This window comes from Roseovarius sp. E0-M6 (assembly GCF_037083845.1).
In the GTDB taxonomy this organism is placed as follows: domain Bacteria; phylum Pseudomonadota; class Alphaproteobacteria; order Rhodobacterales; family Rhodobacteraceae; genus Roseovarius.
Genome location: NZ_JBAPLA010000007.1, coordinates 192,119 through 213,954, shown reverse-complemented (window position 1 = coordinate 213,954; position 21,836 = coordinate 192,119). Strand labels below are relative to the sequence as shown.

Sequence of the window (21,836 nt, the reverse complement as noted above, 5' to 3'; positions counted from 1 at the left end):
CGCTCGTGATGCAATGACGGTGTCATGCGGCGCCTCGATGGATTAGGTTCGATCCCACAAGGGGGAACCGGGCAAGATGGCAGGTGGACAGGAGCACTGGGACGACGTCTACGGCGCGCGGCCGGAAGATGCGCTGACATGGTTCGAAGCAACGCCCGCGCTGTCGCTCGACCTGGTGCGCGAACATCTGCAACCGGGCGAGCCGTTCATCGACATCGGGGCCGGCGCGTCCCGGCTCGTCGATGCTTTGCTTGCGGAGGGTTTCGGACCTCTCGCGGTGCTGGACCTCTCCCCGTCCGCCCTGGCCGTCAGCCGGCAGCGGCTCGGCCCAAGGGGCGATGCGGTTCAGTGGATCGAGGCGGACATCACGACGTGGAAGTCCGACCGGGAGTATGCGGTCTGGCACGACCGCGCGGTGTTCCATTTCCTGACCGGGACCGAGGATCGCGCCCGCTATGCCTGCGCACTGGCACAAGCCCTGCGCCCGGGCGGGACAGCGATCATCGCGACATTCGCGGATGACGGGCCGGAGATGTGCTCGGGCCTGCCCGTCGTGCGCTATGCGCCGGAAGAGCTGACGCAGGAACTCGATCGTCTGCTTCCGGGCCGGTTCGAGATGCTCGACGCCAGACGCCACATGCACATCACGCCGAAGGGCAATCGACAGAGCTTTCAGTACAGCGTGTTCTGCAAGACCCACCGTTGAGACGAGCGCCGCCGCCCTTGTTGGGCGGCGACCTGCAGTTGGCGCGCACGCGCGGCGTCAGTCGCGTATGGCGTAGACACGCCCCCTTCCGTCGACTTTCTCGGAGGTGATGGTCAGGCCGAGCTTTTTCTTGAGCGCGCCGGCAAGCGCACCCCTCACTGTGTGCGGCCTCCATTCCAAGACCCCGGCGATCTCGTCGATAGTGGCGCCACCCTCGGCGCGGAGCATCTCGATCAGCTTCGCCTGCTTCGTGCCCGTGCGCGGCGTGCGCGCCTTGGGCGTGGCCTCCGGCTCAGTGGAGGTGTCCGGCGCGGGCTCCTCGGTCGGCTGGTCCGTCGCGCCCGCAGGCGCGGGGTTCGCGTCTTCGGGCTCGACGCCGATGGCGGCGAGGCCCGCGTCCGTGATGTGCAGGAGGATGGCGCGGCCGTCCTCGGCGTTGCGCCAGATCCGGTTGAGCGCGGCGTCGGCCTTGGTCCGGCTGTCGGTTGCCGTCTCGGCGATCAGCCCGCGGGAGAGCAGCGCGCCGACCACCTTGGCGGCGGCGCCGCCGCGGAGCGAGCCGGGGAGCGGCAGGACGTTGCGGTCCTCGCGCTGCGCGGCGGCGCCGAGGATCACGAGTTGCGTGTCGGAAAGCTTGGTCATCTGGGGTCTCCGTGTTCGAGGCCCGCGTCATGCGGCGCCTTCTACGACCCCGAGCCGCGCAGGGCGCGCGGCGGGAGTTCCGGCGGTGTCGGAGATCACTCGGCGTGCTCGCCCTCGCCAAAGGCGCTGTCGGTGATGCGCTTCAGGAGGCTGGCGTAGTGTTCGAGGGTGCCGACCATGGCCCAGCCCACCTCGTCTGGGTGGGTCTCGAAATGATCGTCGCTGAGCGCTTGCAGCCGGGCGAGCATCTCGTCGATCTCGGCCTTCTTGCCGATGAAGGCAGCGAGCGCGGCTTCCCTGTTGCGGCGCGCCTTCTCGGCGCGGAGTTCGTGGCGGGGCGTGGTGATCGGGTTCAGGCGGGTGGTCATTGTGGTGGCTCCTTCGTTCTGCGCTATCGCTGCGCTGCTTGAGCGCGGTGGTGAGTTGCATCGTCCTTGTGGACCCACGTTCGCTCCGGCGCGGAGGCTTATCAACTCAATAAGCACATGAATTCGCATGATAATCGGAGCGCGACATGGAGGGTCTGAGCGAGCGCCAATACGCCGCCCGGGTCGGCCTGTCGCGCGGCGCGATCCAGAAGGCGAAGGCCGCCGGACGCCTGGTGCTGCACGCCGACGGGAGCATCGACGCCGACGCCAGCGACGCGCGCCGCGCCGAGACGACGGACCCGTCGAAAAACCGCAAGCCACCCAAGCCGAAGCGCAAGCCCGTGCCGGAGGCGGCCGTCTCGGCCGTGGGCGACACGCTGAAGGAACAGGGCCTGGCCGCGCCGGCTACGGGCGGCGGGACGACCTTCCTGCAGGCAAAGACGGCCAACGAGGTGCTGAAGGCGCAGGAGCGGCGTATCCGGCTGCAAAAGCTCAAGGGCGAGCTGATCGACCGCGCCCGCGCGCTGGCGCTGGTGTTCCGCCTCGCGCGGCAGGAGCGCGACGTCTGGGTGAACTGGCCCGCCCGGGTGGCCGCGCTGATGGCGGCCGATCTCTCGGCCTCATGCAGCGAAGCGTTAGGCCAGGAAATCGTCGTGGAGCCCGCCGCGATGCAGAAGGCTCTGGAGACGCATGTCCGATCCCAGCTCGACGACCTCGCCGAGATCCAGCCCGATCTCCGCTGAGGACGCGGACGCGCTGGCCTTCGATGGCGCTCGGGATGTCCTGCGGGCGTGGCTCGCGGGGCTGCGGCCGGACCCGGACCTGACCGTGTCGGAATGGGCCGACCGGCACCGCAAGCTGTCGTCCCGCGCCTCGGCCGAGCCGGGGCAGTATCGCACCCTGCGCACGCCCTACATGGCCGAGATCATGGACCGGCTCTCGCCCGGCGATCCCACCCAGCGGGTGGTGTTCATGAAGGCCGCGCAGGTGGGCGCGACGGAGGCCGGTAACAACTGGATCGGGTTCGCGATCCACCAAGCGCCCGGCCCGATGCTCGCGGTCCAGCCGACGGTGGAGCTGGCCAAGCGGAACTCGCGCCAGCGCATCGACCCTCTGATCGAGGAAAGCCCCGAGCTCAGGGAGCGGATCAAGCCGGCACGCTCGCGCGACGCCGGCAACACGATGCTGTCCAAGGAGTTCGCGGGCGGTATCCTGATCATGACGGGCGCGAACTCGGCGGTCGGGCTGCGGTCCACGCCGGCACGGTACATCTTCCTCGACGAGGTCGATGCGTACCCGGCGTCCGCCGACGAGGAAGGCGATCCGGTCACGCTGGCCGAGGCGCGCTCGCTGACCTTCGCGCACCGGCGCAAGGTCTTCCTGGTCTCGACGCCGACCATCCGGGGGCTGAGCCGGATCGAGCGGGAATACGAGGCGTCCGACCAGCGCCGCTTCTTCGTGCCGTGCCCGCATTGCGGCGCGACGCAGTGGCTGAAGTTCGACCGGCTGCGCTGGGAGAAGGGCCGGCCGGAGACGGCGGAGTATCACTGCGAGGGCTGCGACGCGGCCATTGCCGAACACCACAAGACGGCGATGCTGGAAGCTGGCGAGTGGCGCGCGACCGCCGAGCCGGCGGATCCCGGCACCGTCGGCTATCACCTCTCGGCGCTCTATTCGCCGGTGGGCTGGCTGGGCTGGGACCGGATCGCGCGGGCCTGGGAGGCGGCCCGAGGCTCCGACGAGGCGATCAAGGCGTTCCGTAACACGATCCTCGGCGAGACCTGGGTCGAGACCGGCGAGGCGCCGGACTGGCAACGGCTGGCGGATCGCCGCGAGCCGTGGCCCCCGGGCACGGTGCCGGCGGGCGGCCTGTTCCTGACCGCCGGAGCCGACGTGCAGAAGGACCGGATCGAGGTCGACGTCTGGGCCTGGGGCCGCGGGCTGGAAAGCTGGCTCGTCGAACATGTCGTCATCGAGGGCGGGCCCGGCGATCCGGCCTGCTGGCAGAGGCTCACCGACCTGCTCGGCCGGACATGGGCGCATGAAAGCGGCCAGCATCTGACCATCGCGCGGCTGGCGATCGACACCGGGTTCGAGACCAGCGCGGTCTATGGCTGGGCGCGGCAGGTCGGCTTCGCGCAGGTGGCACCCGTCAAGGGGCTCGACGGTTTCAACCGCGCGAGCCCGGTGACGGGCCCGACCTATGTCGACGCCACCGTCGCGGGCAAGCGCCTGCGGCGGGGTGCGCGGCTGTGGTCCGTGGCGACATCGACCTTCAAGGCCGAGACCTACCGCTTCCTGCGGCAGGAGCGTCCGACGCGGGAGGACCGGGAGGCCGGTGCATCGTTTCCGCCGGGAACGGTCCACTTGCCGTCCTGGACGGACAGCGAATGGCTCAAGCAGCTGACCGCCGAGCAGCTGGTCACGGTCAAGGGCAAGCGCGGCTTCTCGAAGCTCGAATGGCAGAAGCTTCGGGAACGCAACGAAGCGCTGGACTGTCGGGTCTATGCCCGCGCTGCGGCCTGGATCGCGGGCGCGGACCGCTGGTCCGAGGCGCGCTGGCACGACCTGGAGCGGCAACTGGCGGTCGAGACGACCGGGATGGACGGTGAGGCGCCGGCCCGGCCCGCGCCCCGCCCGGCGCCGCGACGGCGGACGCGGCGGTCGAGCTACATGGGGTGATCGATGAGCACGGCGAACGAACTGCGCGCCCGCCGCGACGCGCTGTCGGCGCAGCGGTCCTCGGGCGTGGCGCGGGTCAGCTATGACGGCAAGACCGTGGAATATCGCAGCGTGGCCGAGATCGACCGGGCCATCGAAGCTCTGGACCGCGAGATCGCCGCGGCGGAGGGCCGACGGATCGTGCGGCAGTTGCGCGTGACGACGACGAAGGGGCTGTGATCCATGGCACTGTTCGACCGGTTTCGCCGCCAGCCCGCCGGCGGCCCCGCCGGCGTGCGTGCGCGGCTCGAGGGGGCGATGTCCCGGCGCCGGCTGCGGGGCTGGAACCCGCCGCTGGAGAACGTGAACGCGCTGGTCGCCTCGGGCGGGCCGAAGCTGCTGGCCCGCGCCCGCGAGCTGGTGGTCACCAACGGCTATGCCGCCAACGCCTGCGAGGCCTTCGCCGCCAACCTCGTCGGCGACGGCATCAAGCCCTCGTCGCTGATCGACGACGCTGAGCAGCGCGACCGGGTCCAGCGGCTCTGGCTCGCCTGGACCGACGAGGCGGACGCCGACGGGCTTACAGACTTCTACGGCCTGCAGGCCATGGTGGCGCGGGAGATGTTCGTGGCCGGCGAGTGTTTCGTCAGGATGCGGTCGCGCCGGGCCGAGGACGGGCTGCTGGTCCCGCTGCAACTGCAGCTCCTCCAGTCCGAGATGCTGCCCTTCGAGAAGACGGAAACCGCCTTGAGCGGCAACCGCATCCGCTGCGGGATCGAGTTCGACGCCATCGGCCGCCGGGTGGCCTATCACTTCCGTTGCACCCATCCCGGCGACAGCACGGATCGGCGCGTGGCGGTCCCCGAGACCGTGCGCGTGCCGGCAGGGGACGTGCTGCACATCTACCGCCCGCTCGATGCCGGGCAGATCCGCGGCCTGCCGCATGTGGCGCCCGCGATGGTGCGGCTGTTCCTGCTCGACCAGTACGACGACGCCGAACTCGACCGGAAGAAGACCGCGGCGATGTTCGCGGGCTTCATCACCAAGACCGCGCCGGAAGAGCCGATGATCGGCACCGAAGAGCCCGATCCCGACGGCGCGGCCATCGCCAGCCTCGAGCCGGGCACGCTGCAGGTGCTGCTGCCGGGCGAGGACGTGAAGTTCTCGAGCCCCGCGGATGTCGGCAGCAGCTACGAGGCGTTCCAGTACCGGACGCTGCTCGGCGTCTCGGCCTCGCTGGGGCTGCCCTATCACCTGGTCACCGGCGACGTGCGCCAGGCCAACTATTCGAGCCTGCGGGCCGAACTCGTCGAGTTCCGCCGGCGGGTGCAGCAGCTGCAGCACGGGGTGCTCGCCCATCAGCTCTGTCGGCCCGTCTGGGCGCGCTGGCTGGAGACCGCGCAGCTGGCCGGCCGGCTGGATCTGCCCGACCCGGCGGCCGCGCGCATGGTGCAGTGGATCCCGCCGCGCTGGGACTGGGTCGATCCATTGAAGGACATCCAGGCGCAGGTGCTGGCGATGGAAGCCGGCATCACCTCGCGGCGCAAGGTGGTCGAGGCCACCGGCTACGACGTCGAGGAAGTGGACCGCGAGAACGCCACGGACACGGCGCGCGCCGAGGGGCTCGGCCTGCGCTACCGCACCAGCCCGGGCGAGACCCAAGGAGCGCGTGCGACCCCGGCGACGCGGCCCGATCCGGGCAACGGGGCGGATGAGACGACGGGCGAGGATGCGGCAGCGACCGGCCGTGCCACCAATCAGGAGTAAAACCATGAACAGCTGGTACACGATCCGCGCCCGCGAAAGCGGCGCGGAGGTGCTGATCTATGACGAGATCGGCGCCTATGGCGTCAGCGCCAAGGGGTTCCTGGCCGAGCTGGGCGCGCTGCCGGATGACGCGGCCATCGACCTGCGCCTCAACAGTCCGGGCGGGTCGGTCTTCGATGCCGTGGCCATCCACAACGCGCTGAGCCGCCAAAGCGGCCCGGTCACCGTCTGGATCGACGGCATCGCCGCCTCCGCGGCGAGCTACGTCGCCATGGCGGGCGACGCGATCGTCATGCCGGAAAACGCCTTCCTGATGATCCACGACCCCTCCGGCCTCGTCATGGGCACGGCCGCGGACATGCGCGAGATGGCCGGGACGCTGGACAAGATCGCGGCCGGCATGACGCGCGGCTATGCCGCCCGCTCCGGCAAGACCGAGGACGAGATCGCGGCGCTGATGGCGGCGGAAACCTGGTTCTCGGCCGCCGAGGCGCTGGAGGCGGGGCTCGCGACGCAGCTTGCGGAGCCCGTGCGCATCGCCGCCAGCTTCGACATCGCCCGCTTCCGGAACGCGCCGCCCGAGCTGGTCGAAGCGGTCGAGACCGCCGATCCGGAGAGCGCGGAGACGGGGGCGGACATCATTGAAGACGCCAACGATGTCGCGCCGGCGCCCGATGCCGCACCGCAGCCCGGGGCGCACGTTCCGGACGCCACGGCGGCTTCTGCCAGCACGGGCCCGGACCCCGCGTCCATCCGCGCCGAGGCCATCGCCCATGCGCGCGCCGTCGTCGATCTCTGCCGCCTCGCCGGACAGCCGCAGATGGCCGGGCGGTTCCTCGAGGAGGACGCCAGCTTTGAGGCGGTCCGCGCCGCGCTGCTGGACGCCCGCGCCGAGACGGCGCCCGAGATCACGCCCCATCACCCGCAACCCGGGCGCAGCGCCACGACCCGCCCCTGGGGCGACGTCATCGCCCGCACCTTCAAGCTCAAGGGATAAGACACCATGACCACGCTTTCCGAGTCCACGCATCCCGGCGGCTTCCTCGTCTGGGAAGCCCATCGCGACTACACCCGCGAGACGATCACCGTCGCCTCCGGAACGCTCGCCCCCGGCACCGTGCTGGGCCAGATCACGGCCTCGGGCAAATACGCCGCCCACGACCCGGCTGCCGTCGACGGCACCGAGACCGCTGTCGCGGTGCTCTGGGGCAAGGCGGATGCGTCCGGTGGCGATGCCCCGGCCGTCGCGGTGGTCCGCGGCCCCGCCATCGTCAACCGCCACGACCTCGTCTTCGCCGGCACGCCCAGCGATCCCGAAATCGCCGCCGCCCACACGACGCTCCTCGCCGCGGGCATCCTCGTCCGCTGACCGCGCACCCCCCACAACCCCTGACCCGGAGGCATCAACATGGCCACCATGGACATCTTCGAAGGCGATGCCTTCACCATCGTCGAGCTCACCCGCGCGCTCGAGAACATCCCCTACAAGCCCGCTATCCTGTCGGGCGCGAACCTTTTCGGCGCCCGCGGCGTGCGCGCGCGCACCGTCATGATCGAGAGCCGCGACGGCACGCTCTCGCTGATCCCGTTCTCGGAGCGTGGCTCGGCCTACGAGAGCCAGATCCCTGAACGCCGCGAGATGCGCGCCTTCGTCTGCCGCCAGTTCAAGAAGCAGGACGTTCTCTGGGCCTCGGAGATCCAGTCCATCCGCGACTTCGGCTCCGAGACCGCCGTCCAGCAGGTCCAGGCCGAGGTCGCCCGCAAGCTGGGTCGGCTGCGAAACGACGCCGAGGCCACCTTCGAGTTCCACCTCTTCAACGGCATTCAGGGCGTGGTGAAGGACCCCAAGGACGGCGCGACGGTCATCGACTACCACGCCGAGTTCGGCATCACGCCCGCGGCGGAGGTCGACTTCGACCTCGACAACACCTCTCCGGCCTCGGGCGCGCTGCGCAAGCGCTGCCAGGCGCTGATCGAGAGCGTCGAGGACAGCCTTGGCGGTCTCGCCGCCGGCCAGGTGCAGGTCCGCGCCGAATGCGGCTCGGCCTTCTTCGCCGATCTCGTGGCCCACAAGGAGGTGCGCGAGACCTATCTCAACACCGCCGCGGCCGCCGACCTGCGGGGCAGGGTAGGGGAGGAGGTCAGCTTCGGCGGCATCACCTTCCGCCGGTATCGCGGGGGCCTCGGCTTCGGCGTGCCCACCGACAAGGCGTATTTCTATCCCGAGGGCGTCGAGGGGCTGTTCGAGATCTACTACGCCCCCGCCGACACCTTCGAGACGGTCAATACCGTGGGCCTGCCGCTCTACGCGCGCATGATCCCGGACCGGGACCGCGACGAATGGGTGCGGCTCGAGATCGAGTCCAACCCGCTGCCGATCTGCACCCGCCCGCAGGTGCTGCGCAGCGCGCGGCGGACCTGATGACCGTCGTGGCCATGGCGCTCGACGCGCTCTTCGCGGATGACAACATCGCCCGCGACGCCGTCTACACGCCCGAGGGTGGTGCCCCCGTCCTTGTCCGCGTGGTCACCCGCCGCGCGGATGAGACGACCGGCTTCGGCGACGCGCGCCTCTGGTCGGAGACCACGCGGCTGGACCTGCGCGTGGCAGAAGTGCCGAACCCACGCCCCGGCGACCGCATCGAGATCGATGGCGAGCCCTTCCTCATCCAGGGCGAGCCAGTCCGCGACCGGGAGCGGCTGGTCTGGACCGTGGATCTGCGGCCGGCATGAAGCTGAAGCTCGACGTAACACCGGACCTCGCTGCGCTCATGGCGGCGGAGATCAAGGCCGGCGAAAAGGCGGTGACCACGGCGATGCGCGAGGCCGGCGGGCAGCTCAAGACCGACTGGCGCCGCCAGATCACCGGCGCGGGGCTGGGCCAGCGGCTCGCCAGAAGCATCCGCGCGGAGACATGGCCCAAGGGCACCACCAGCATCGGCGCGGCGTCGCTGGTCTGGTCGAAGGCGCCCGCCATCGTCGGCGCCCACGACACCGGCCCGCTGATCCGCTCGAAGACCGGCTTCTGGCTCGCGATCCCGACACCCGCTGCCGGCCGCGGCCTGCGCGGCGGCAGGATCACCCCCGGCGAATGGGAACGCCGCCGCGGCCTGCGCCTGCGCTTCGTCTACCGCGGCCGCGCCCCGAGCCTGCTCGTCGCCGACCGCGCCCGTCTCAACAAGCGGGGCCAGGCGGTGGCCTCACGCGCGAAGACCGGCCGCAACCAGATGACCGCGCCGATCTTCCTGCTGGTCCCGCAGGTGAAGCTGCCGAAGCGGCTGAACCTCGACCGCGACGCCGAGCGGGCGCATGACAGCGTGCCGGGGCTGATCGTGGCCAACTGGGTCGAAGGAAAGTTCTAATCAGGCTGCTGTGCCCCGGACACGTCCCGCAGATTCTATTCCATGCCTTCGACGATTGAGTCCGCACAGGAGTCAGCCACTTCTGCTTGGTATTTTTCGCTCACATTGTCGACCCAGCCAGCATCGATCACGAAGTCATCACGCTGGTAACTCGATTCTTCCTTGAGCAGGTCGATCTGTTCCGGTTGCTGCTCGGCCTTGGCCACGCAGAGCGGTGTGAACGCCTGAACAATGGCCGATTCCGCTCCGGCTACCTTCATCTCGGTCGCTGCGCCGCCGGTCATCCATCCGCCCCAGGCGAAGCCGATCACTATCGCGACTACTGCGCCGCCGATCGCTCCCCAAATTGCGGGTTTCGTAGCTTCTGGAATCTGCATTTCATTTCTCCTGTGTTGTTTTCTCATATGCCGACACGAGTACAAGCCCCCGCCCGATACTACGAGCGTGGATGCATTTCGCATCTTCCCAGTCTCAGGTAACATGAAAATAATTCTCGCGCACGACTTTGATTGTCATTTCTGATCACCGCGCGCGCGAGGGGAGCCGAACAGAACGCGTGTTCTGGCGCGTCGACGCGAACAGAGCTTTGATCGCGCTCCGGTGTCGCGCTCGAATGCCAAACTCATGGTCTCTACAGTATCATGCCGACCCCACGCGAAACCATCCTCACCGCGCTGCATGCGCGGCTCTCGGCACTGCCCGCGACCGCGCTCCGAGGCGAGGTCCTGCCCGAGCGTGTCCCGGCCGAGGGCCTGTTGATCCTGCGCGACGGCGAGCCGGGGGAGCCCGAGGTGACGCTGTCGCCGCTCGCCTACCACTACCAGCACCGCGCCGAGATCGAAGCGGTGATCCAGGGCAGTGATCGTGACGCCGCATTCGACACGTTGACCGCCAGCATTGGCACGGCCGTCGCGGCCGACCGCACGCTGGGCGGGCTGTGCGACTGGGTCGAGGCGGAAGCGCCGCGCCCCGTCGATTTGGCCGTAGAGGGCTCGGCGAGCCTGAAGGCGGCGACCATCGCGGTGGTGCTGCATTACACGACGGACGACCCGCTGAGCTGAGCGCGGCGGAGACCACATCCGGACGACCTCCGGCGCCCGACCAATGACCCACCGGCCCGCGGACCCGCTCCGCGGGCCGCTTCTTTCTGCGAGAGGAGAGCATCATGGCACGATCCCTTGGGGCGCGGGCGCGGCTGGCGCTCGGCTTCGAGACCGTCTACGGCACGCCGCCGGCCAGCGGTTTCGTCCGCATGCCGTTCGCGCCGGGGCTGACCGTCGCCGCCGAGCAGCCGCTGCTCGACTCCGAGCTTCTGGGCTACGGCCGCGATCCGCTGGCCCCGGTCAAGGACGCGATCACCGCCGACGGCGACGTGGTGGTCCCGATCGACGCGGAGGCCTGGGGGTACTGGCTCAAGGCCGCGTTTGGGGCGCCCGCGACCAGCGGCACCGGGCCCTACACCCACGAATTCCAGTCGGGCGCCTGGGACCTGCCGAGCTTCGCGCTGGAAAAGGGCCTGCCGGAGGTGCCGCATTACGCGATGTATCCCGGCTGCCGGGTCAACCAGCTGCAATGGTCGATGGAGCGCTCGGGCCTCGTGACCGCGACCGTCGGCGTGATCGCGCAGGGCGAGGACAAGAGCGCCACCAGCCAGGCCGGCACGCTGACCGAGCCCGCGCTCAAGCGTTTCGGCAGCTTCAACGGCAGCGTCCAGCGCAACGGCGCCGCGCTCGGCAACCTCGTTTCCGCCGAGATCACCTATGCCAACAACCTCGACCGGGTGGAGACGATCCGCGCCGACGGCAAGATCGCGGGCGTGGAGCCCGGCATCGCCGCGCTGACCGGCAATGTGGTGGTCCGCTTCGCCGACGAGACGCTGCTGCAGCAGGCGATCGACGGCGATCCGTGCGAGCTGGTGTTCGGCTACGCGCTGCCCTCGGGCGAGAGCTTCACGCTGACGGCGCATGCCGTCTACCTGCCGCGCCCGCGCATCGGGATCGACGGGCCGCAGGGCATCCAGGCGACCTTCGACTGGCAGGCAGCGCGCGACCTTGGCACCGGCCGCATGGCCACCGCAACCCTCATCAACGACGTGGACCAGTATTGATGCTCCGACTCGACATGACCCGCAAACCCGCCTGGCACGACATGCCCGGCGGCGTCCGCCTGAAACTCCTGCCGATCACCACAGCGCTGATGGCCGAGGCGCGCCGCGACCCCGATGTGGTCGCGGCGCTTCAAAGCGTGCCACCCGAGGGCGACGTGACGCCGGACGCTGACCCCGCCACGGCGCGCTCGGCCGACGAGGCGGTGGCGATCCCCTTCGCGGTGGCGCTGGCCCGGCTGGCGATCGTGGAGTGGGAGGGCGTGGGCGACGCGAAGGGCAACCCCGTGGATCCCGGGCCCGAGACGATCCCGGCGCTGATGGACATCTGGCCGATCTTCGAGGCGTTCCAGACCCGCCATGTCCAGAAGGGGCTGCTGCTGGAGCAGGAAAAAAACGCCTCTGCGCCCTCGCAGCCTGGGTCTGGGGCGGGGGCGCGGACTACTGCGCAGGGTGCCAGGGGCCGTGCCCGGACTGCCCGCAAACGCAAGAGCGGCCGCTGACAATCGAGGGCCGGCAGGTGCGGGACCTGATGCAGGCGGCGGGCGGCCAGCTGCGGCTGGCCCCGATGGGCGGCGTGATCGGCTTCGACATGACCGCGCTGCTCGCCATGGCGCGCGCCCGCGGCATCGACCCGGCCGCCGCCGCCGAGCTTCTCCCGCATGTCGAGGCGGTGGTGGTCGAGACGCTGGCCAGACAGGCGCGGTCAGGCGGCGGCGACGGGGGTGATGTCTGAGACGTCGACCGTGTCGCGCGCGCGGGCGAGGTCCCAGGCGCGCTGCAGGTTCATCCAGTATTCGGGTGTCGTGCCGAAGGCCTTGGCGAGGCGCATGGCGGTGTCGGCGGTCACGGCGGTCTCCTCCCGCACCAGCCGCTCGATCCGCGTGCGCGGCACGTGCAGGCGCCGGGCCAGCGCGATCGAGCTCAGCCCGAGCGGGTCGAGGTAGAGCTCCCTGAGAACCTCGCCGGGGTGCGAGGGGGACTTCATCAGCGTCATGGCGCGTCCTTTCGATGCCCGTTCAATGGTAGTCGACGATCTCGACGTCGGCCGGTCCCCGATCGGTCCACACGAAGCAGATGCGCCACTGGTCGTTGATCCGGACGGAATGCTGCCCGGCCCGGTCGCCCTTGAGCTCCTCGAGATGGTTGCCCGGCGGAAACCGGAGATCCTCGAGGACCACGGCGGCGTCGAGCGCCGAGAGCATCGCACGCGTCCGCTTGACCAGATCGGCCGGGAAGCCCTTGCCGAACCGGCCTTCCACCGCGTTCGCCGCGCGCTTGCCCTTCGTGCTGACGATCATGGGGGCATGTATCACGCCGTGATACATTCTGCAAGGGGCGCGCGGCGCCCGTCTTACCGATCCTGCTGATACCGGAGGCAGTCACATGGCCGAAAAACGCGTCTCCGTCCGCCTGTCGGCGACGGGCGGGCGGCAGGTCAAGGATGCGCTGCGCGGTGTGGGCGAGGCCGGGCAGCAGGGGTTCCGGCGCCTCTCGCGCGAGATGGAGGCGGCCAACCGCCGGCTCGCCCGCTTCGCGCGGCAGGCAACGCGGATCGCCCGGGTCGTCGGCGCGGCGGCTGCGGCGGCCGGCGCGGCGCTGATCCGCTCGGGGCTGCAGACCGTCGACGCGCAGGCCAAGCTCGCGCAGTCGCTCGCCACCACCACCGCGAGCGTGCAGGTGCTCGCCCGCGCGGCGGACCTGTCGGGCAATTCCTTCCGCGAGCTCGAGGCCGGCTCGGCGCGGCTGACCCGGCGCCTGTCGCTCTTCGCCGCCGACGGCAGCGGGCCCGCGGCCGACGCGATCCGGCGGCTGGGGCTCAACGCGGCGGAGCTGCTGGCGCTGCCGCTCGACCAGCGCATCGCGCGGGTCACCGAGGCGATCCGGCAGAATGCGGCGGCCTCCGAGCAGGCGGCGCTCTTCTCGCAGCTCTTCGGCGACCGCGCCTTCGTGGCCTTCCAGCGGCTCGACCCGGCACAGCTGCGCCAGGCCAACGACGAGCTGCGCCGCTTCGGCGTGCTGGTCAGCGACGCGGACGCCGACCGGATCGAGGAGACGAACGACGCGATCTCGCGTCTGGGGCTTCTCTGGCGGGGCCTGTCGAACCAGCTGGCCGTCGCGGCGGCACCGGCGCTGCAGGGCGCGGCCGAAGGGCTGGCCCGGCTCGGCGAAGTGGGCGGCCCGATCCAGCGCGTCTTCACCGGCATCTCGGACGCGCTCGTCCTGCTGATCGACAATGTCGGGCGGGTGGCCAGCACGGCGGCGGCCTTCGCGGGGTTCCTCGCCGGGCGCTGGGTGGCGGGGCTAGCCGCCGCTGCGCTCTCGGTCCGCGGGCTGGCCACGGCGCTGGTGGTCCTGCGCGGCGCGCTGATCCGCACCGGCATCGGCGCGCTCATCGTCGGCGCGGGGGAGCTGATCTACCAGTTCACCCGCCTCGTGGCGGCGACGGGCGGCATCGGCGAGGCGCTCGGTCTGCTGAAGGACGCGGCGGCGGAGGCCTGGGACCGGATCGCGCTGCGCGCCGGCGCCGCCTGGGCGCGGGTGGAGGCCGGCTGGGCCGCGGCGCAGGCGACGATCCTCGAGGGCCTCCAAGGCGCGACGGAGGCCGTAGTCGGCTGGGGCAACAGCACCGTCGCGACCTTCTCCGGAGCGTTTGAGGCGGTGAAGGCGACCTGGGGTGCGCTGCCCGAGGCCATCGGGGATTTCGCCTTCCAGGCCGCCAATGCCCTGATCGACGGCGTCGAGTCGATGATCAACGGCGTCGTGGCGCGGATCAACCGCTTCATCACCCGGCTGAACGCGGCGCTGTCCAACCTTCCGGACTGGGCCACCGGCGAGGGCGGCCTCTCCATTGGCAGGCTGGACCCGGTCGAGCTGGGCGGGGTCGAGAACCCCTTCGCCGGCGCCGCGTCGGCGGTCGGCGATGCCGCGGGAGAGGCCTTCCGCGCCGCCATGGGCCGCACCTACGTTGACGCGCCGGACCTCTTCGGCGGGATGGCCGCCGACGCGCGCGGCCGTGCCGCGGGCTATACCGAGGCGGCCGGCATGCTGACGGAGGCCGCCGCGCGCCCGATGACCGCCTGGCAGGCGCTGAAGGACGCAGTTGCGGGCGCGGGCACGGACGGCGCGGCGGCGCTGGAGGCGGCCAAGGACTCGGCCGACCGCTTCGAGGATGCCCTCGGCGCCGCCGGACAGGCGGCCACCGAGGCCGGCGCGGCCGCCTCCGCCGCCGCGCCCAGCACCGAGCGGGCCGTCACCGGCTGGCAGGCGGTCACAGCCGCGCTGTCGGACTACGCCAGCAAGGCCCGCGACATCGGCGGCGACATCGGCCAGAGCCTCGTCGGCGCGTTCCGGTCGGCCGAGAATGCCGTGGGCGAGTTCGTGAAGACCGGCAAGCTGAAGGTTCGCGACCTCGTCACCTCGCTGATCGCCGATCTCGCGCAGATCGCCGCCCGGCGCTTCATCCTGGGGCCGATCGCAGGTGCCCTCGGCAATGCGCTCGGGGGCGCCGGCGGGCTCTTCGCCAGCGTCTTGCATGCCGGCGGCATGGTCGGCGCACCGGGACCCGGGCGCATGGCTCCGGCCGCGGCTTTCGCGGCAGCCACGCGGATGCATTCCGGCGGCACGCTCGGGCTTCGGCATGACGAGGTGCCGGCGATCCTGCAGCGCGGCGAGCGAGTGCTCTCGCGCCGGGAGACCCGCGACTATGACGCCCCGCGCCGCGACCACGAACCCGCCCCGGTCGTCAACATCTCGATCCAGACCCGCGACGCCGAAAGCTTCCGGCAATCCCGCACACAGGTCGCCGCCGACATTTCGCGCGCGGTGGCCATGGGCCGGAGAGGCATGTGATGGCGTTTCACGAGGTCCGGTTTCCGGACGATATCAGCCGCGGCGCGCGGGGCGGGCCGGAGCGGCGCACGCAGATCGTCGAACTCGCCTCGGGTGACGAGGAGCGCAACGCCAGCTGGGCGAACAGCCGCCGCCGCTACGACGTCGCCTATGGCATCCGGCGCGCCGACGATCTGGCCGCCGTCGTCGCCTTCTTCGAGGCGCGCAACGGCCGCCTCCATGGCTTCCGGTTCAAGGACTGGGGCGACCACAAGTCCTGCCTGCCCTCGGGCACGGCATCGCCCACCGACCAGGCGATCGGCACCGGCGACGGCACGACGACCGCCTTCCAGTTGGTGAAGCAATACGCCTCCGGCGCGCAATCCTGGACGCGCGCCATCGCCAAGCCGGTGATCGGAACCGTGCGCATCGCGCTCAGCGGGGTGGAGCAACCGTCTGGCTGGTCGGTCGACACCGCCACTGGCGCCGTCACCTTCAGCGGCGCGCCGGGCGCGGATGTCGCGATCACCGCGGGCTTCGATTTCGACGTGCCGGTCCGCTTCGACACCGACGTGCTCGACGTGACGCTCGACCTCGAGCGGCTCGGCTCGATCACCTCCATTCCGCTACTGGAGATCCGGCGATGAACGATTCCGGCAACTTCATTGCCGCGGTGCTGCGCGAGCTCGCGGCCTCGACCGCCGTGATCCTCGCCGCCTGGGGCGCACTCGGCGGGGCCACGAACGCGCTGACCACGAAGATGCGCCTGCGCGATGCGCTGCGCCACATCCTGCTCGGCGGGCTGATCGCGGCCGGGATGGGCAGCCTCTCCATGGCCGTGATCGCCGCCTGGCTCGGCCTGCCGCCCGAGGCCATCCCGGCCGGGGGAGCGGCAGGCTCGGCCGCCTATCTCGTCGGCGTTTTCGGGCCCGCCGTGATCGAGCTGGTTCTGGCGCGACTGCGCAAGGCGCGCGAGGGCAGCGATGACTGAGCTCGTTCGTGTTCTGCGTGGCCTGCGACGCCTGACCGACGACCCTCGCGAGATGTTCGTCCATCGCCTGCGTATCGGCCTGATGGTCGCAGCCCTCATCCTGATCCTCTCGTTTCTGGAGTAATCCCATGCAGATGACCGAGCGGGGCCTGCTGGCCCTGGCCGGGCACGAAGGAGTCGTGCCCGCGCCTTACCGCGATTCCACCGGCACCTGGACCTTCGGCATCGGTCACACGGCCGCGGCCGGGCCGCCCGATCCCGCGGAGATGCCCAGCGGCATGCCCGCCGATCTCGATGAGGGCATCGGCGAGGCATTCCGCGTCTTCCGCGCTGACCTCGCGACCTACGAGGCCGAGGTTCTGGCCGCGGTGACGGTCCCGCTGGCGCCGCACGAGTTCGATGCGCTGGTCAGCTTCCACTACAATACCGGCGGCATCGCTCGCGCTGCGCTGACCCGCCACCTGAACGACGGCGACCGCGAGGCCGCGGCGCGGGCCTTCCTCAACTGGCGGCGGCCCGCCGAGATCATCCCCCGGCGCGAAGTGGAGCGCGATCTGTTCCGCCATGGCCGCTATCCAGGCGGGCCGATCCCGGTCTGGTCCGCAGATCCTGCGGGCCGCGTGGACTTCTCGCGGCCTGTCCGGCGGCTGGCGGAGAGCGAAGCTCTGGCGCTCCTGCAACCCGCCAGGCCCGCTGTCCCTGTCACCCCTCACGCGCCGAGCGGCTGGCTCGCCCGGTTGGCCGCCTTCTTCTCCACCCTGATCCGGAGGGCCTGATCCCATGCGCTACGTCCGACCCAACTCCATGACCTGGTGGGCGGGACTTCTCGCCATGCTCACCGGCATCGCCTCCCTCGCGCTGCCCGCCACCGGGCCGCTTGGGGAACTGTCCCGCCTCGTCGCGCTGCTTGCCGGCTCCGGCGATGCCTCGCCCGCGGGGCTGATGTTCCTGGGGCTCGGCCTGATCGGCCTGCGCGACCGGATCGAGCGCGGGTTCCGTGGCGATGGCTGACCTTCTGATCTGGCTGGTCGCGGCGCTCGGCGCGGTCGGGGGTGTGGTCTTCGGCCGGCTCTGGGGCCGCGCGGAAGGGGAGCGCGTGGGCAAACAGGAGGCGGAACGCGATGCGATGGAAGACAAGAGCGAGCGCGTCGAGCGCGGGCGAGATGCGGTTCGCGACGGGCGCGGCGCTGGCGATCCTGCTGAGCGGCTGCGCCGCAACGACGGGCGCTGGTGACGCTGGCTGCATGGCTTACGCGGAGGCGCGGCTGGCCCGCCCAGCGGCCGAGACCGTCGCCGCCGTGCCGCCCGCATGGGCGGACTGGATCGCCGATCTCGACGACCGCATGACGGGAACCTGCCGATGAAATCCCTCTCGCCCGCGCTGCAGGCCCATCTCGACGAGGGCACGACCACGCTCGCCTGGTGCTGGCGGATCACCCGGGCCGACGGCGTCACCTTCGGCTTCACCGATCACGACCGGACACTCGCTTTCGATGGGACGGACTTCGAACCCGAGAGCGGGCTGACGGCCTCCGAGGTCCGTTCTGGTTCGGACCTGTCCGTCGATGCGCAGGACGCCGAAGGCATGCTGACCTCGGACCGCATCACCGAGACCGACATCCTTGACGGACGCTGGGACAACGCCGAGGTCGAGGTCTGGCGGGTGAATTGGGCCGACACGGGCCAGCGCGTGCTGATGCGCCGTGGCGCCATCGGCCAGATCCGGCGCGGGCGCCTGGCCTTCGTCGCAGAGGTCCGCTCGCTCGCCCATTTGCTCGGCCAGACGGTCGGGCGGACCTTCCAGGCGACCTGCGACGCCGCGCTCGGGGACGCGCGCTGCGGCGTCGATCTGGAGGATCCAGCCTTCAAGGGCGCGGGTGCCGTCATCGATCTCCTGCGTGACCGTGCCTTCACCGCTTCGGGGCTGGGCGGCTTCACGTCCGGCTGGTTCACCTTCGGCACCGTGGACTGGACGAGCGGCGCGAACGCCGGGCGGCGCACCGAGGTGCTGGGCCATGACGTCACTGATGGCATCGCGGTGCTGACGCTGCTCGAAGCGCCGGTGCGGTCCATCGCCGAGGGCGACGCCTTCACCATTCGTGCGGGCTGCGACAAGCGCATGGAGACCTGCGGGGCCAAGTTCGCGAACATCGCCAACTTTCGCGGCTTCCCGCACATCCCCGGCCAGGACGCCGTCCTCCGATACGCGACGAAGGGCGGGCACGACGGGGGCGTGATGTGACGCCGGCCGACCCAGACAGTGTCATCGCCATCGCGCGGGCCTGGCTCGGCACGCCGTACCACGACCAGGCGAGCCTGCGCGGCGTCGGCTGCGACTGCCTCGGGCTGGCGCGGGGCGTCTGGCGCGAGGTCGTCGGCCCCGAGCCGTTCCCGATCCCGCCCTATCGCCGCGATTGGGGCGAGACCGGGCCGTGCGAGCTGCTGGCCGAAGGCGCGCGCGCCATGATGATCGAGGTGAAACCGACGGTGGCTGGTCCCGGCGCGCTGGTGCTGTTCCGCATGATGCCGCGTGCCATCGCCAAGCATGTCGGGATCGTCACCGGGCCCGACATTTTCCTCCACGCCTACGAGCGGCTCGGCGTGATCGAGGAACCGCTCACGCAATCCTGGCGGCGGCGCATCGCCTTCGCCTTCCTGTTCCCGCAGCGTCAGGAAGCCGAAGGCTGAACGGAAAAGCCGGGAAGTCTCGGCCCATTTCGGTCATTGGGAGGCTAAATGAATCCTGCGAGGCAGTATCCGCATTGCGGACGTGAGCCTCTACGTTCCAAGATTCTTCATGGTCGCCCTCAAGCGCCGTCGAAACGGCATCACAACGCCGTATCAGCGCCCAATGATTTCCACGCGGCGGTTCTGTTCGCGACCTTCTTCTGTCTCGTTGCTGGCCAGCGGATTGGATTCGCCCCGACCTTCGGACGAAATCGACACGTTGGTTAAGATGTCCATGCTGGCGAAATAGTCCCGCACAGCCGCGGCACGCTCCTGCGACAGTGTCAGATTGTAGGCATCGCTGCCGGTGGCATCGGTATGGCCGACAACGCGGAAGGCATAGAGATTGGCGTCGGCGATCTGCGCGGCCAGGTCGTCGAGCGCGGCCTTGGCATCAGGCATGAGGTCGCTGCTGTCATGGGCAAAGAGCACAGCCCCATCCAGCGTGAAACGCAAGGCGGAACCGATGGCCGCGACGGCATCGACGTCCGCCCCGGCAAAGGAAGTGCCGCAGTCCTCCCCGTCATCGGCAAGACGCACAAAGCGGAAATCAGCCCCGTCTTGCACGGCATCTGCGATGTCTACCTCGGCACGCCCGCCGGTAATCGCGCCGATGTCTGTCCAATCCATGCCATCGGTAGAAATGGCGAGCGACATACCCTCGACTTTCGGCCCGACCTCAAACACGTATAGGTCCGGCCCCTCCAGATCGACCAGCGCGTTGTCAGCAAACTGCAAGACCACATTCCCGTCGCAACCGAGTGATAAGAAGCTGCCGTCATTCACATCCCCGGAATAATTCGGTGCGCCCAGCGTGGCGGCGGGGTCTGCAGCCGAAGTCTTGATCGATCCGCTGCCGACAGTGCGTGAAACCACCGCATCGGCAAAGGACCGATCGCCCTGAGGAAGAACGACAGTCCCACGGGTGGCGTCGCTATACTCGGTCTGCTGTGCGGCGGCTGGGGCGGCGGCGAGGCCGAATGCGAGAGCACGAATGATCTGGGGCATGGAAAGTCTCCTTACGCTGGGAGAGAAAACGACGATTGAGTAATGGGTCAAGCCCGCGTTTGGTAGGACGAAAGACGGTGGCGCCGGACGACAAGCGGTGCGTGGCGACCGATGTGCGATGCGAGGTTTCCAGCGGGTTGGCTCCAACTTGGAAAGCCTATCGGCCCAGAGCCGCCATTGGCCATGCCTTTCCACCGCTGCATCGCGGCCCGCGATTCCGGTCCTTCGCTGGTCATGCACAATTGTTGGCCATTTGAAAACCCGCAGCGCGGAATATCTACTCCACCATCAATCCCCGCCCTATTTGGGCCACATTTCCGCCTTAATGCTGTAAGCGGAGAGACAAAATCGAAAAAACGGGCAAAAGAACCGGGTTCGAGGCAGGAAAAGAGCAGTTATGGCCGATACAACGCTTTTGTTGAACGGTTTTAGTGTCATAGGTGACCCCCAAACCAACACCAATGCAAGTGGTGGGGGCGAGTTGATGATTCATGATGGCACGGCTATTTTCGAATATGACGACATCGTCGTATATCATGTTGAAGGTGCGACCGACGATGGCATCCTAACTGACGATTCCGTTATTGTTGGCATCACGGTTTATGACAACGCCTCGGATTATTTCAACGATGTTTCCCTTTATGAATTCAACGCTCCGCCGGGCGAAGGTGCCGATATTGATGTCGGGCGCAAGACTATGGGCGATCGGTATCTGGAATTTGATGCAAGCGCGCTGACCTCAACCGACGCCGGTGCGCCGGTTTTGGGTGAAATGGCGGCGGTGGCGGGTGTGGATATTCTGGGTACGCTGGAGTCCACCAATGGGCCATTAGAGGTGCCCACCAATGAAGATATCGATCTGAATGGCGACGGGGTAATCTCGGGCGAAGAGGTGTCTGATGGACAATTTTCCAGCGATCTCAACATCTTTACTGAGAACACCTTTGTGTGTTTCGCCTCGGGCACTCTGATCGAAACCCCAGGCGGCCCTCAGGCGATTGAAACGCTTAAAGTGGGCGACTTGGTCAATACCATGGATGAAGGACCGCAACGCATTCGCTGGATCGGCGGCACCCAAACAGCTGGTGTTGGCGCGAATGCGCCGGTGCGTATCCGGCGCGGAGCGATAGGCAATGTCCGCAATCTTTGGGTGTCGCAAAATCACCGAGTTCTGATCACGGGCGCTAGGGCTGAATTGCTGTTCGGTGAGGCACAGGTGCTGGTAGCCGCCAAACACCTGGTGAATGACGATACAATCCGCATCATCCCCTGTGAGACCATCGAATATTGGCATTTTATGTTCGATCAGCATCAGGTCGTCTTTGCCGAGGCCAGCCCGGTCGAAAGCCTATTCCCCGGTCAGCAGTCGCTTGAAGCGGTTACGCCGCTCGAGCGGGACGAAATTGTGGCACTTTTCCCTGAAATTGAACAGCAAGTTTGTGATTATGAACTTTCGCGTTATACGCTGAAGCGGTTCGAGGCACAGGCATTGCGCCTGAGCGCCTAACCAATACGCTCGGCTATGCGCGGTGAATGACCGCTTATTCTTCCCTACACGAGCCCTTCGCGATTGCAGCGAATGACCGTTTCCCGCCCAATCCGACCACCGTCAACGAATACTGATCAGTGACGCCTTCGTGGCGGCCGAGCAGTGGCTGCCCGCAGCCAT

The 21,836-nt window shown here is 69.1% G+C and carries 30 protein-coding genes; 24 read left to right on the top strand and 6 right to left on the bottom strand.

Annotated elements, in window-relative coordinates; translation table 11 throughout:
• Positions 1-76 precede the first annotated feature (76 nt).
• A complete protein-coding gene (locus V8359_RS16350) occupies positions 77-706 on the top strand; it encodes a class I SAM-dependent methyltransferase (RefSeq protein WP_336430144.1) in 630 nt (209 codons plus the stop codon).
• A 57-nt stretch (positions 707-763) separates the two neighbouring features.
• On the opposite strand, the gene V8359_RS16345 is transcribed toward V8359_RS16350, so the two are convergent.
• Both V8359_RS16345 and V8359_RS16340 read right to left on the bottom strand, forming a co-directional pair.
• Positions 764-1,348 carry a DUF3489 domain-containing protein gene (locus V8359_RS16345; RefSeq protein WP_336430143.1) on the bottom strand — a complete coding sequence of 195 codons (585 nt, stop codon included), beginning with the start codon at positions 1,346-1,348 and terminating at the stop codon, positions 764-766.
• Positions 1,349-1,443: 95 nt separating this feature from the next.
• Positions 1,444-1,716: a hypothetical protein gene (locus tag V8359_RS16340; protein WP_336430141.1), complete on the bottom strand. Its 273-nt coding sequence runs from the start codon at positions 1,714-1,716 to the stop codon at positions 1,444-1,446.
• A 146-nt stretch (positions 1,717-1,862) separates the two neighbouring features.
• Between V8359_RS16340 and V8359_RS16335 the strand changes: the two genes are divergently transcribed.
• Genes V8359_RS16335 through V8359_RS16295 form a run of 9 tightly spaced genes read left to right on the top strand, consistent with a single transcriptional unit; the run spans position 1,863 to position 9,506 of the window.
• Positions 1,863-2,459, top strand: coding sequence for a hypothetical protein (locus V8359_RS16335; RefSeq protein WP_336430140.1), 597 nt, complete (start codon positions 1,863-1,865; stop codon positions 2,457-2,459).
• Entirely contained in the window at positions 2,407-4,398 is a 1,992-nt protein-coding gene (locus V8359_RS16330; protein WP_336430139.1) for a phage terminase large subunit family protein, read from the top strand. The genes V8359_RS16335 and V8359_RS16330 overlap by 53 nt, the downstream gene beginning before the upstream one ends.
• A gap of 3 nt (positions 4,399-4,401) precedes the next feature.
• The gene (locus V8359_RS16325) at positions 4,402-4,617 is read left to right on the top strand and encodes a phage head-tail joining protein (RefSeq protein WP_336430137.1); all 216 of its coding nucleotides are present in this window, start codon (positions 4,402-4,404) and stop codon (positions 4,615-4,617) included.
• Between the two features lie 3 nt (positions 4,618-4,620).
• Positions 4,621-6,144 (top strand): phage portal protein, encoded by a 1,524-nt coding sequence (locus V8359_RS16320; RefSeq protein ID WP_336430136.1) that lies wholly within the window; start codon positions 4,621-4,623, stop codon positions 6,142-6,144.
• Between the two features lie 4 nt (positions 6,145-6,148).
• On the top strand, positions 6,149-7,141 hold the full coding sequence (locus V8359_RS16315) for a head maturation protease, ClpP-related (protein ID WP_336430135.1): 993 nt from the start codon (positions 6,149-6,151) through the stop codon (positions 7,139-7,141).
• Positions 7,142-7,147: 6 nt separating this feature from the next.
• Positions 7,148-7,513, top strand: a complete 366-nt coding sequence (locus V8359_RS16310) for a head decoration protein (protein WP_336430134.1) — start codon at positions 7,148-7,150, stop codon at positions 7,511-7,513.
• Positions 7,514-7,552: 39 nt separating this feature from the next.
• On the top strand, positions 7,553-8,566 hold the full coding sequence (locus tag V8359_RS16305) for a major capsid protein (RefSeq protein WP_336430132.1): 1,014 nt from the start codon (positions 7,553-7,555) through the stop codon (positions 8,564-8,566).
• Positions 8,566-8,877, top strand: coding sequence for a head-tail joining protein (locus tag V8359_RS16300; protein WP_336430130.1), 312 nt, complete (start codon positions 8,566-8,568; stop codon positions 8,875-8,877). Before V8359_RS16305 ends, V8359_RS16300 begins: the two co-directional genes overlap by 1 nt.
• Positions 8,874-9,506: a DUF6441 family protein gene (locus V8359_RS16295; RefSeq protein WP_336430129.1), complete on the top strand. Its 633-nt coding sequence runs from the start codon at positions 8,874-8,876 to the stop codon at positions 9,504-9,506. Before V8359_RS16300 ends, V8359_RS16295 begins: the two co-directional genes overlap by 4 nt.
• A gap of 35 nt (positions 9,507-9,541) precedes the next feature.
• Here the strand turns inward: V8359_RS16295 and V8359_RS16290 are convergent, their stop codons facing one another.
• Positions 9,542-9,883 (bottom strand): hypothetical protein, encoded by a 342-nt coding sequence (locus V8359_RS16290; protein ID WP_336430128.1) that lies wholly within the window; start codon positions 9,881-9,883, stop codon positions 9,542-9,544.
• Between the two features lie 264 nt (positions 9,884-10,147).
• Here V8359_RS16290 and V8359_RS16285 point away from each other — a divergent pair, with 264 nt between their 5' ends.
• The 4 genes from V8359_RS16285 to V8359_RS16270 all read left to right on the top strand — a co-directional run bounded on the left by V8359_RS16285 (position 10,148) and on the right by V8359_RS16270 (position 12,346).
• Complete coding sequence (locus tag V8359_RS16285) at positions 10,148-10,567, top strand: acyl-CoA transferase (protein WP_336430127.1); 420 nt, start codon at positions 10,148-10,150, stop codon at positions 10,565-10,567.
• A 104-nt stretch (positions 10,568-10,671) separates the two neighbouring features.
• The gene (locus V8359_RS16280; protein ID WP_336430126.1) at positions 10,672-11,613 is read left to right on the top strand and encodes a phage tail tube protein; all 942 of its coding nucleotides are present in this window, start codon (positions 10,672-10,674) and stop codon (positions 11,611-11,613) included.
• Positions 11,613-12,113, top strand: coding sequence for a hypothetical protein (locus V8359_RS16275; RefSeq protein ID WP_336430125.1), 501 nt, complete (start codon positions 11,613-11,615; stop codon positions 12,111-12,113). Before V8359_RS16280 ends, V8359_RS16275 begins: the two co-directional genes overlap by 1 nt.
• A gap of 17 nt (positions 12,114-12,130) precedes the next feature.
• Complete coding sequence (locus V8359_RS16270) at positions 12,131-12,346, top strand: DUF7697 family protein (protein WP_336430124.1); 216 nt, start codon at positions 12,131-12,133, stop codon at positions 12,344-12,346.
• On the opposite strand, the gene V8359_RS16265 is transcribed toward V8359_RS16270, so the two are convergent.
• Together V8359_RS16265 and V8359_RS16260 are read right to left on the bottom strand one after the other, a co-directional pair.
• Positions 12,317-12,607 (bottom strand): HigA family addiction module antitoxin, encoded by a 291-nt coding sequence (locus V8359_RS16265; RefSeq protein ID WP_336430123.1) that lies wholly within the window; start codon positions 12,605-12,607, stop codon positions 12,317-12,319. The two genes, V8359_RS16270 and V8359_RS16265, sit on opposite strands and share 30 nt — an antisense overlap.
• Positions 12,608-12,629: 22 nt before the next feature.
• Positions 12,630-12,911: a type II toxin-antitoxin system RelE/ParE family toxin gene (locus tag V8359_RS16260; protein WP_336430122.1), complete on the bottom strand. Its 282-nt coding sequence runs from the start codon at positions 12,909-12,911 to the stop codon at positions 12,630-12,632.
• An 85-nt stretch (positions 12,912-12,996) separates the two neighbouring features.
• Between V8359_RS16260 and V8359_RS16255 the strand changes: the two genes are divergently transcribed.
• From V8359_RS16255 to V8359_RS16215, 9 genes are all read left to right on the top strand, one after another.
• A complete protein-coding gene (locus tag V8359_RS16255; protein ID WP_336430121.1) occupies positions 12,997-15,462 on the top strand; it encodes a phage tail tape measure C-terminal domain-containing protein in 2,466 nt (821 codons plus the stop codon).
• A complete protein-coding gene (locus V8359_RS16250; RefSeq protein ID WP_336430119.1) occupies positions 15,462-16,088 on the top strand; it encodes a DUF2460 domain-containing protein in 627 nt (208 codons plus the stop codon). Before V8359_RS16255 ends, V8359_RS16250 begins: the two co-directional genes overlap by 1 nt.
• Positions 16,085-16,432 (top strand): hypothetical protein, encoded by a 348-nt coding sequence (locus V8359_RS16245; RefSeq protein WP_336430118.1) that lies wholly within the window; start codon positions 16,085-16,087, stop codon positions 16,430-16,432. The genes V8359_RS16250 and V8359_RS16245 overlap by 4 nt, the downstream gene beginning before the upstream one ends.
• Positions 16,425-16,556 (top strand): hypothetical protein, encoded by a 132-nt coding sequence (locus V8359_RS16240; protein ID WP_336430117.1) that lies wholly within the window; start codon positions 16,425-16,427, stop codon positions 16,554-16,556. The genes V8359_RS16245 and V8359_RS16240 overlap by 8 nt, the downstream gene beginning before the upstream one ends.
• Positions 16,557-16,560: 4 nt before the next feature.
• Positions 16,561-17,208, top strand: a complete 648-nt coding sequence (locus V8359_RS16235) for a lysozyme (protein WP_336430116.1) — start codon at positions 16,561-16,563, stop codon at positions 17,206-17,208.
• 55 nt (positions 17,209-17,263) lie between these two features.
• On the top strand, positions 17,264-17,443 hold the full coding sequence (locus V8359_RS16230; RefSeq protein ID WP_336430115.1) for a hypothetical protein: 180 nt from the start codon (positions 17,264-17,266) through the stop codon (positions 17,441-17,443).
• Positions 17,436-17,666: a hypothetical protein gene (locus tag V8359_RS16225; RefSeq protein ID WP_336430114.1), complete on the top strand. Its 231-nt coding sequence runs from the start codon at positions 17,436-17,438 to the stop codon at positions 17,664-17,666. The genes V8359_RS16230 and V8359_RS16225 overlap by 8 nt, the downstream gene beginning before the upstream one ends.
• Before the next feature lie 126 nt (positions 17,667-17,792).
• A complete protein-coding gene (locus tag V8359_RS16220; RefSeq protein WP_336430113.1) occupies positions 17,793-18,674 on the top strand; it encodes a DUF2163 domain-containing protein in 882 nt (293 codons plus the stop codon).
• Complete coding sequence (locus V8359_RS16215) at positions 18,671-19,120, top strand: NlpC/P60 family protein (RefSeq protein ID WP_336430111.1); 450 nt, start codon at positions 18,671-18,673, stop codon at positions 19,118-19,120. Before V8359_RS16220 ends, V8359_RS16215 begins: the two co-directional genes overlap by 4 nt.
• Positions 19,121-19,273: 153 nt before the next feature.
• On the opposite strand, the gene V8359_RS16210 is transcribed toward V8359_RS16215, so the two are convergent.
• Positions 19,274-20,167 (bottom strand): OmpA family protein, encoded by an 894-nt coding sequence (locus tag V8359_RS16210; RefSeq protein ID WP_336430110.1) that lies wholly within the window; start codon positions 20,165-20,167, stop codon positions 19,274-19,276.
• A 397-nt stretch (positions 20,168-20,564) separates the two neighbouring features.
• Here V8359_RS16210 and V8359_RS16205 point away from each other — a divergent pair, with 397 nt between their 5' ends.
• Positions 20,565-21,674, top strand: coding sequence for a Hint domain-containing protein (locus tag V8359_RS16205; protein ID WP_336430109.1), 1,110 nt, complete (start codon positions 20,565-20,567; stop codon positions 21,672-21,674).
• Positions 21,675-21,836 lie beyond the last annotated feature (162 nt).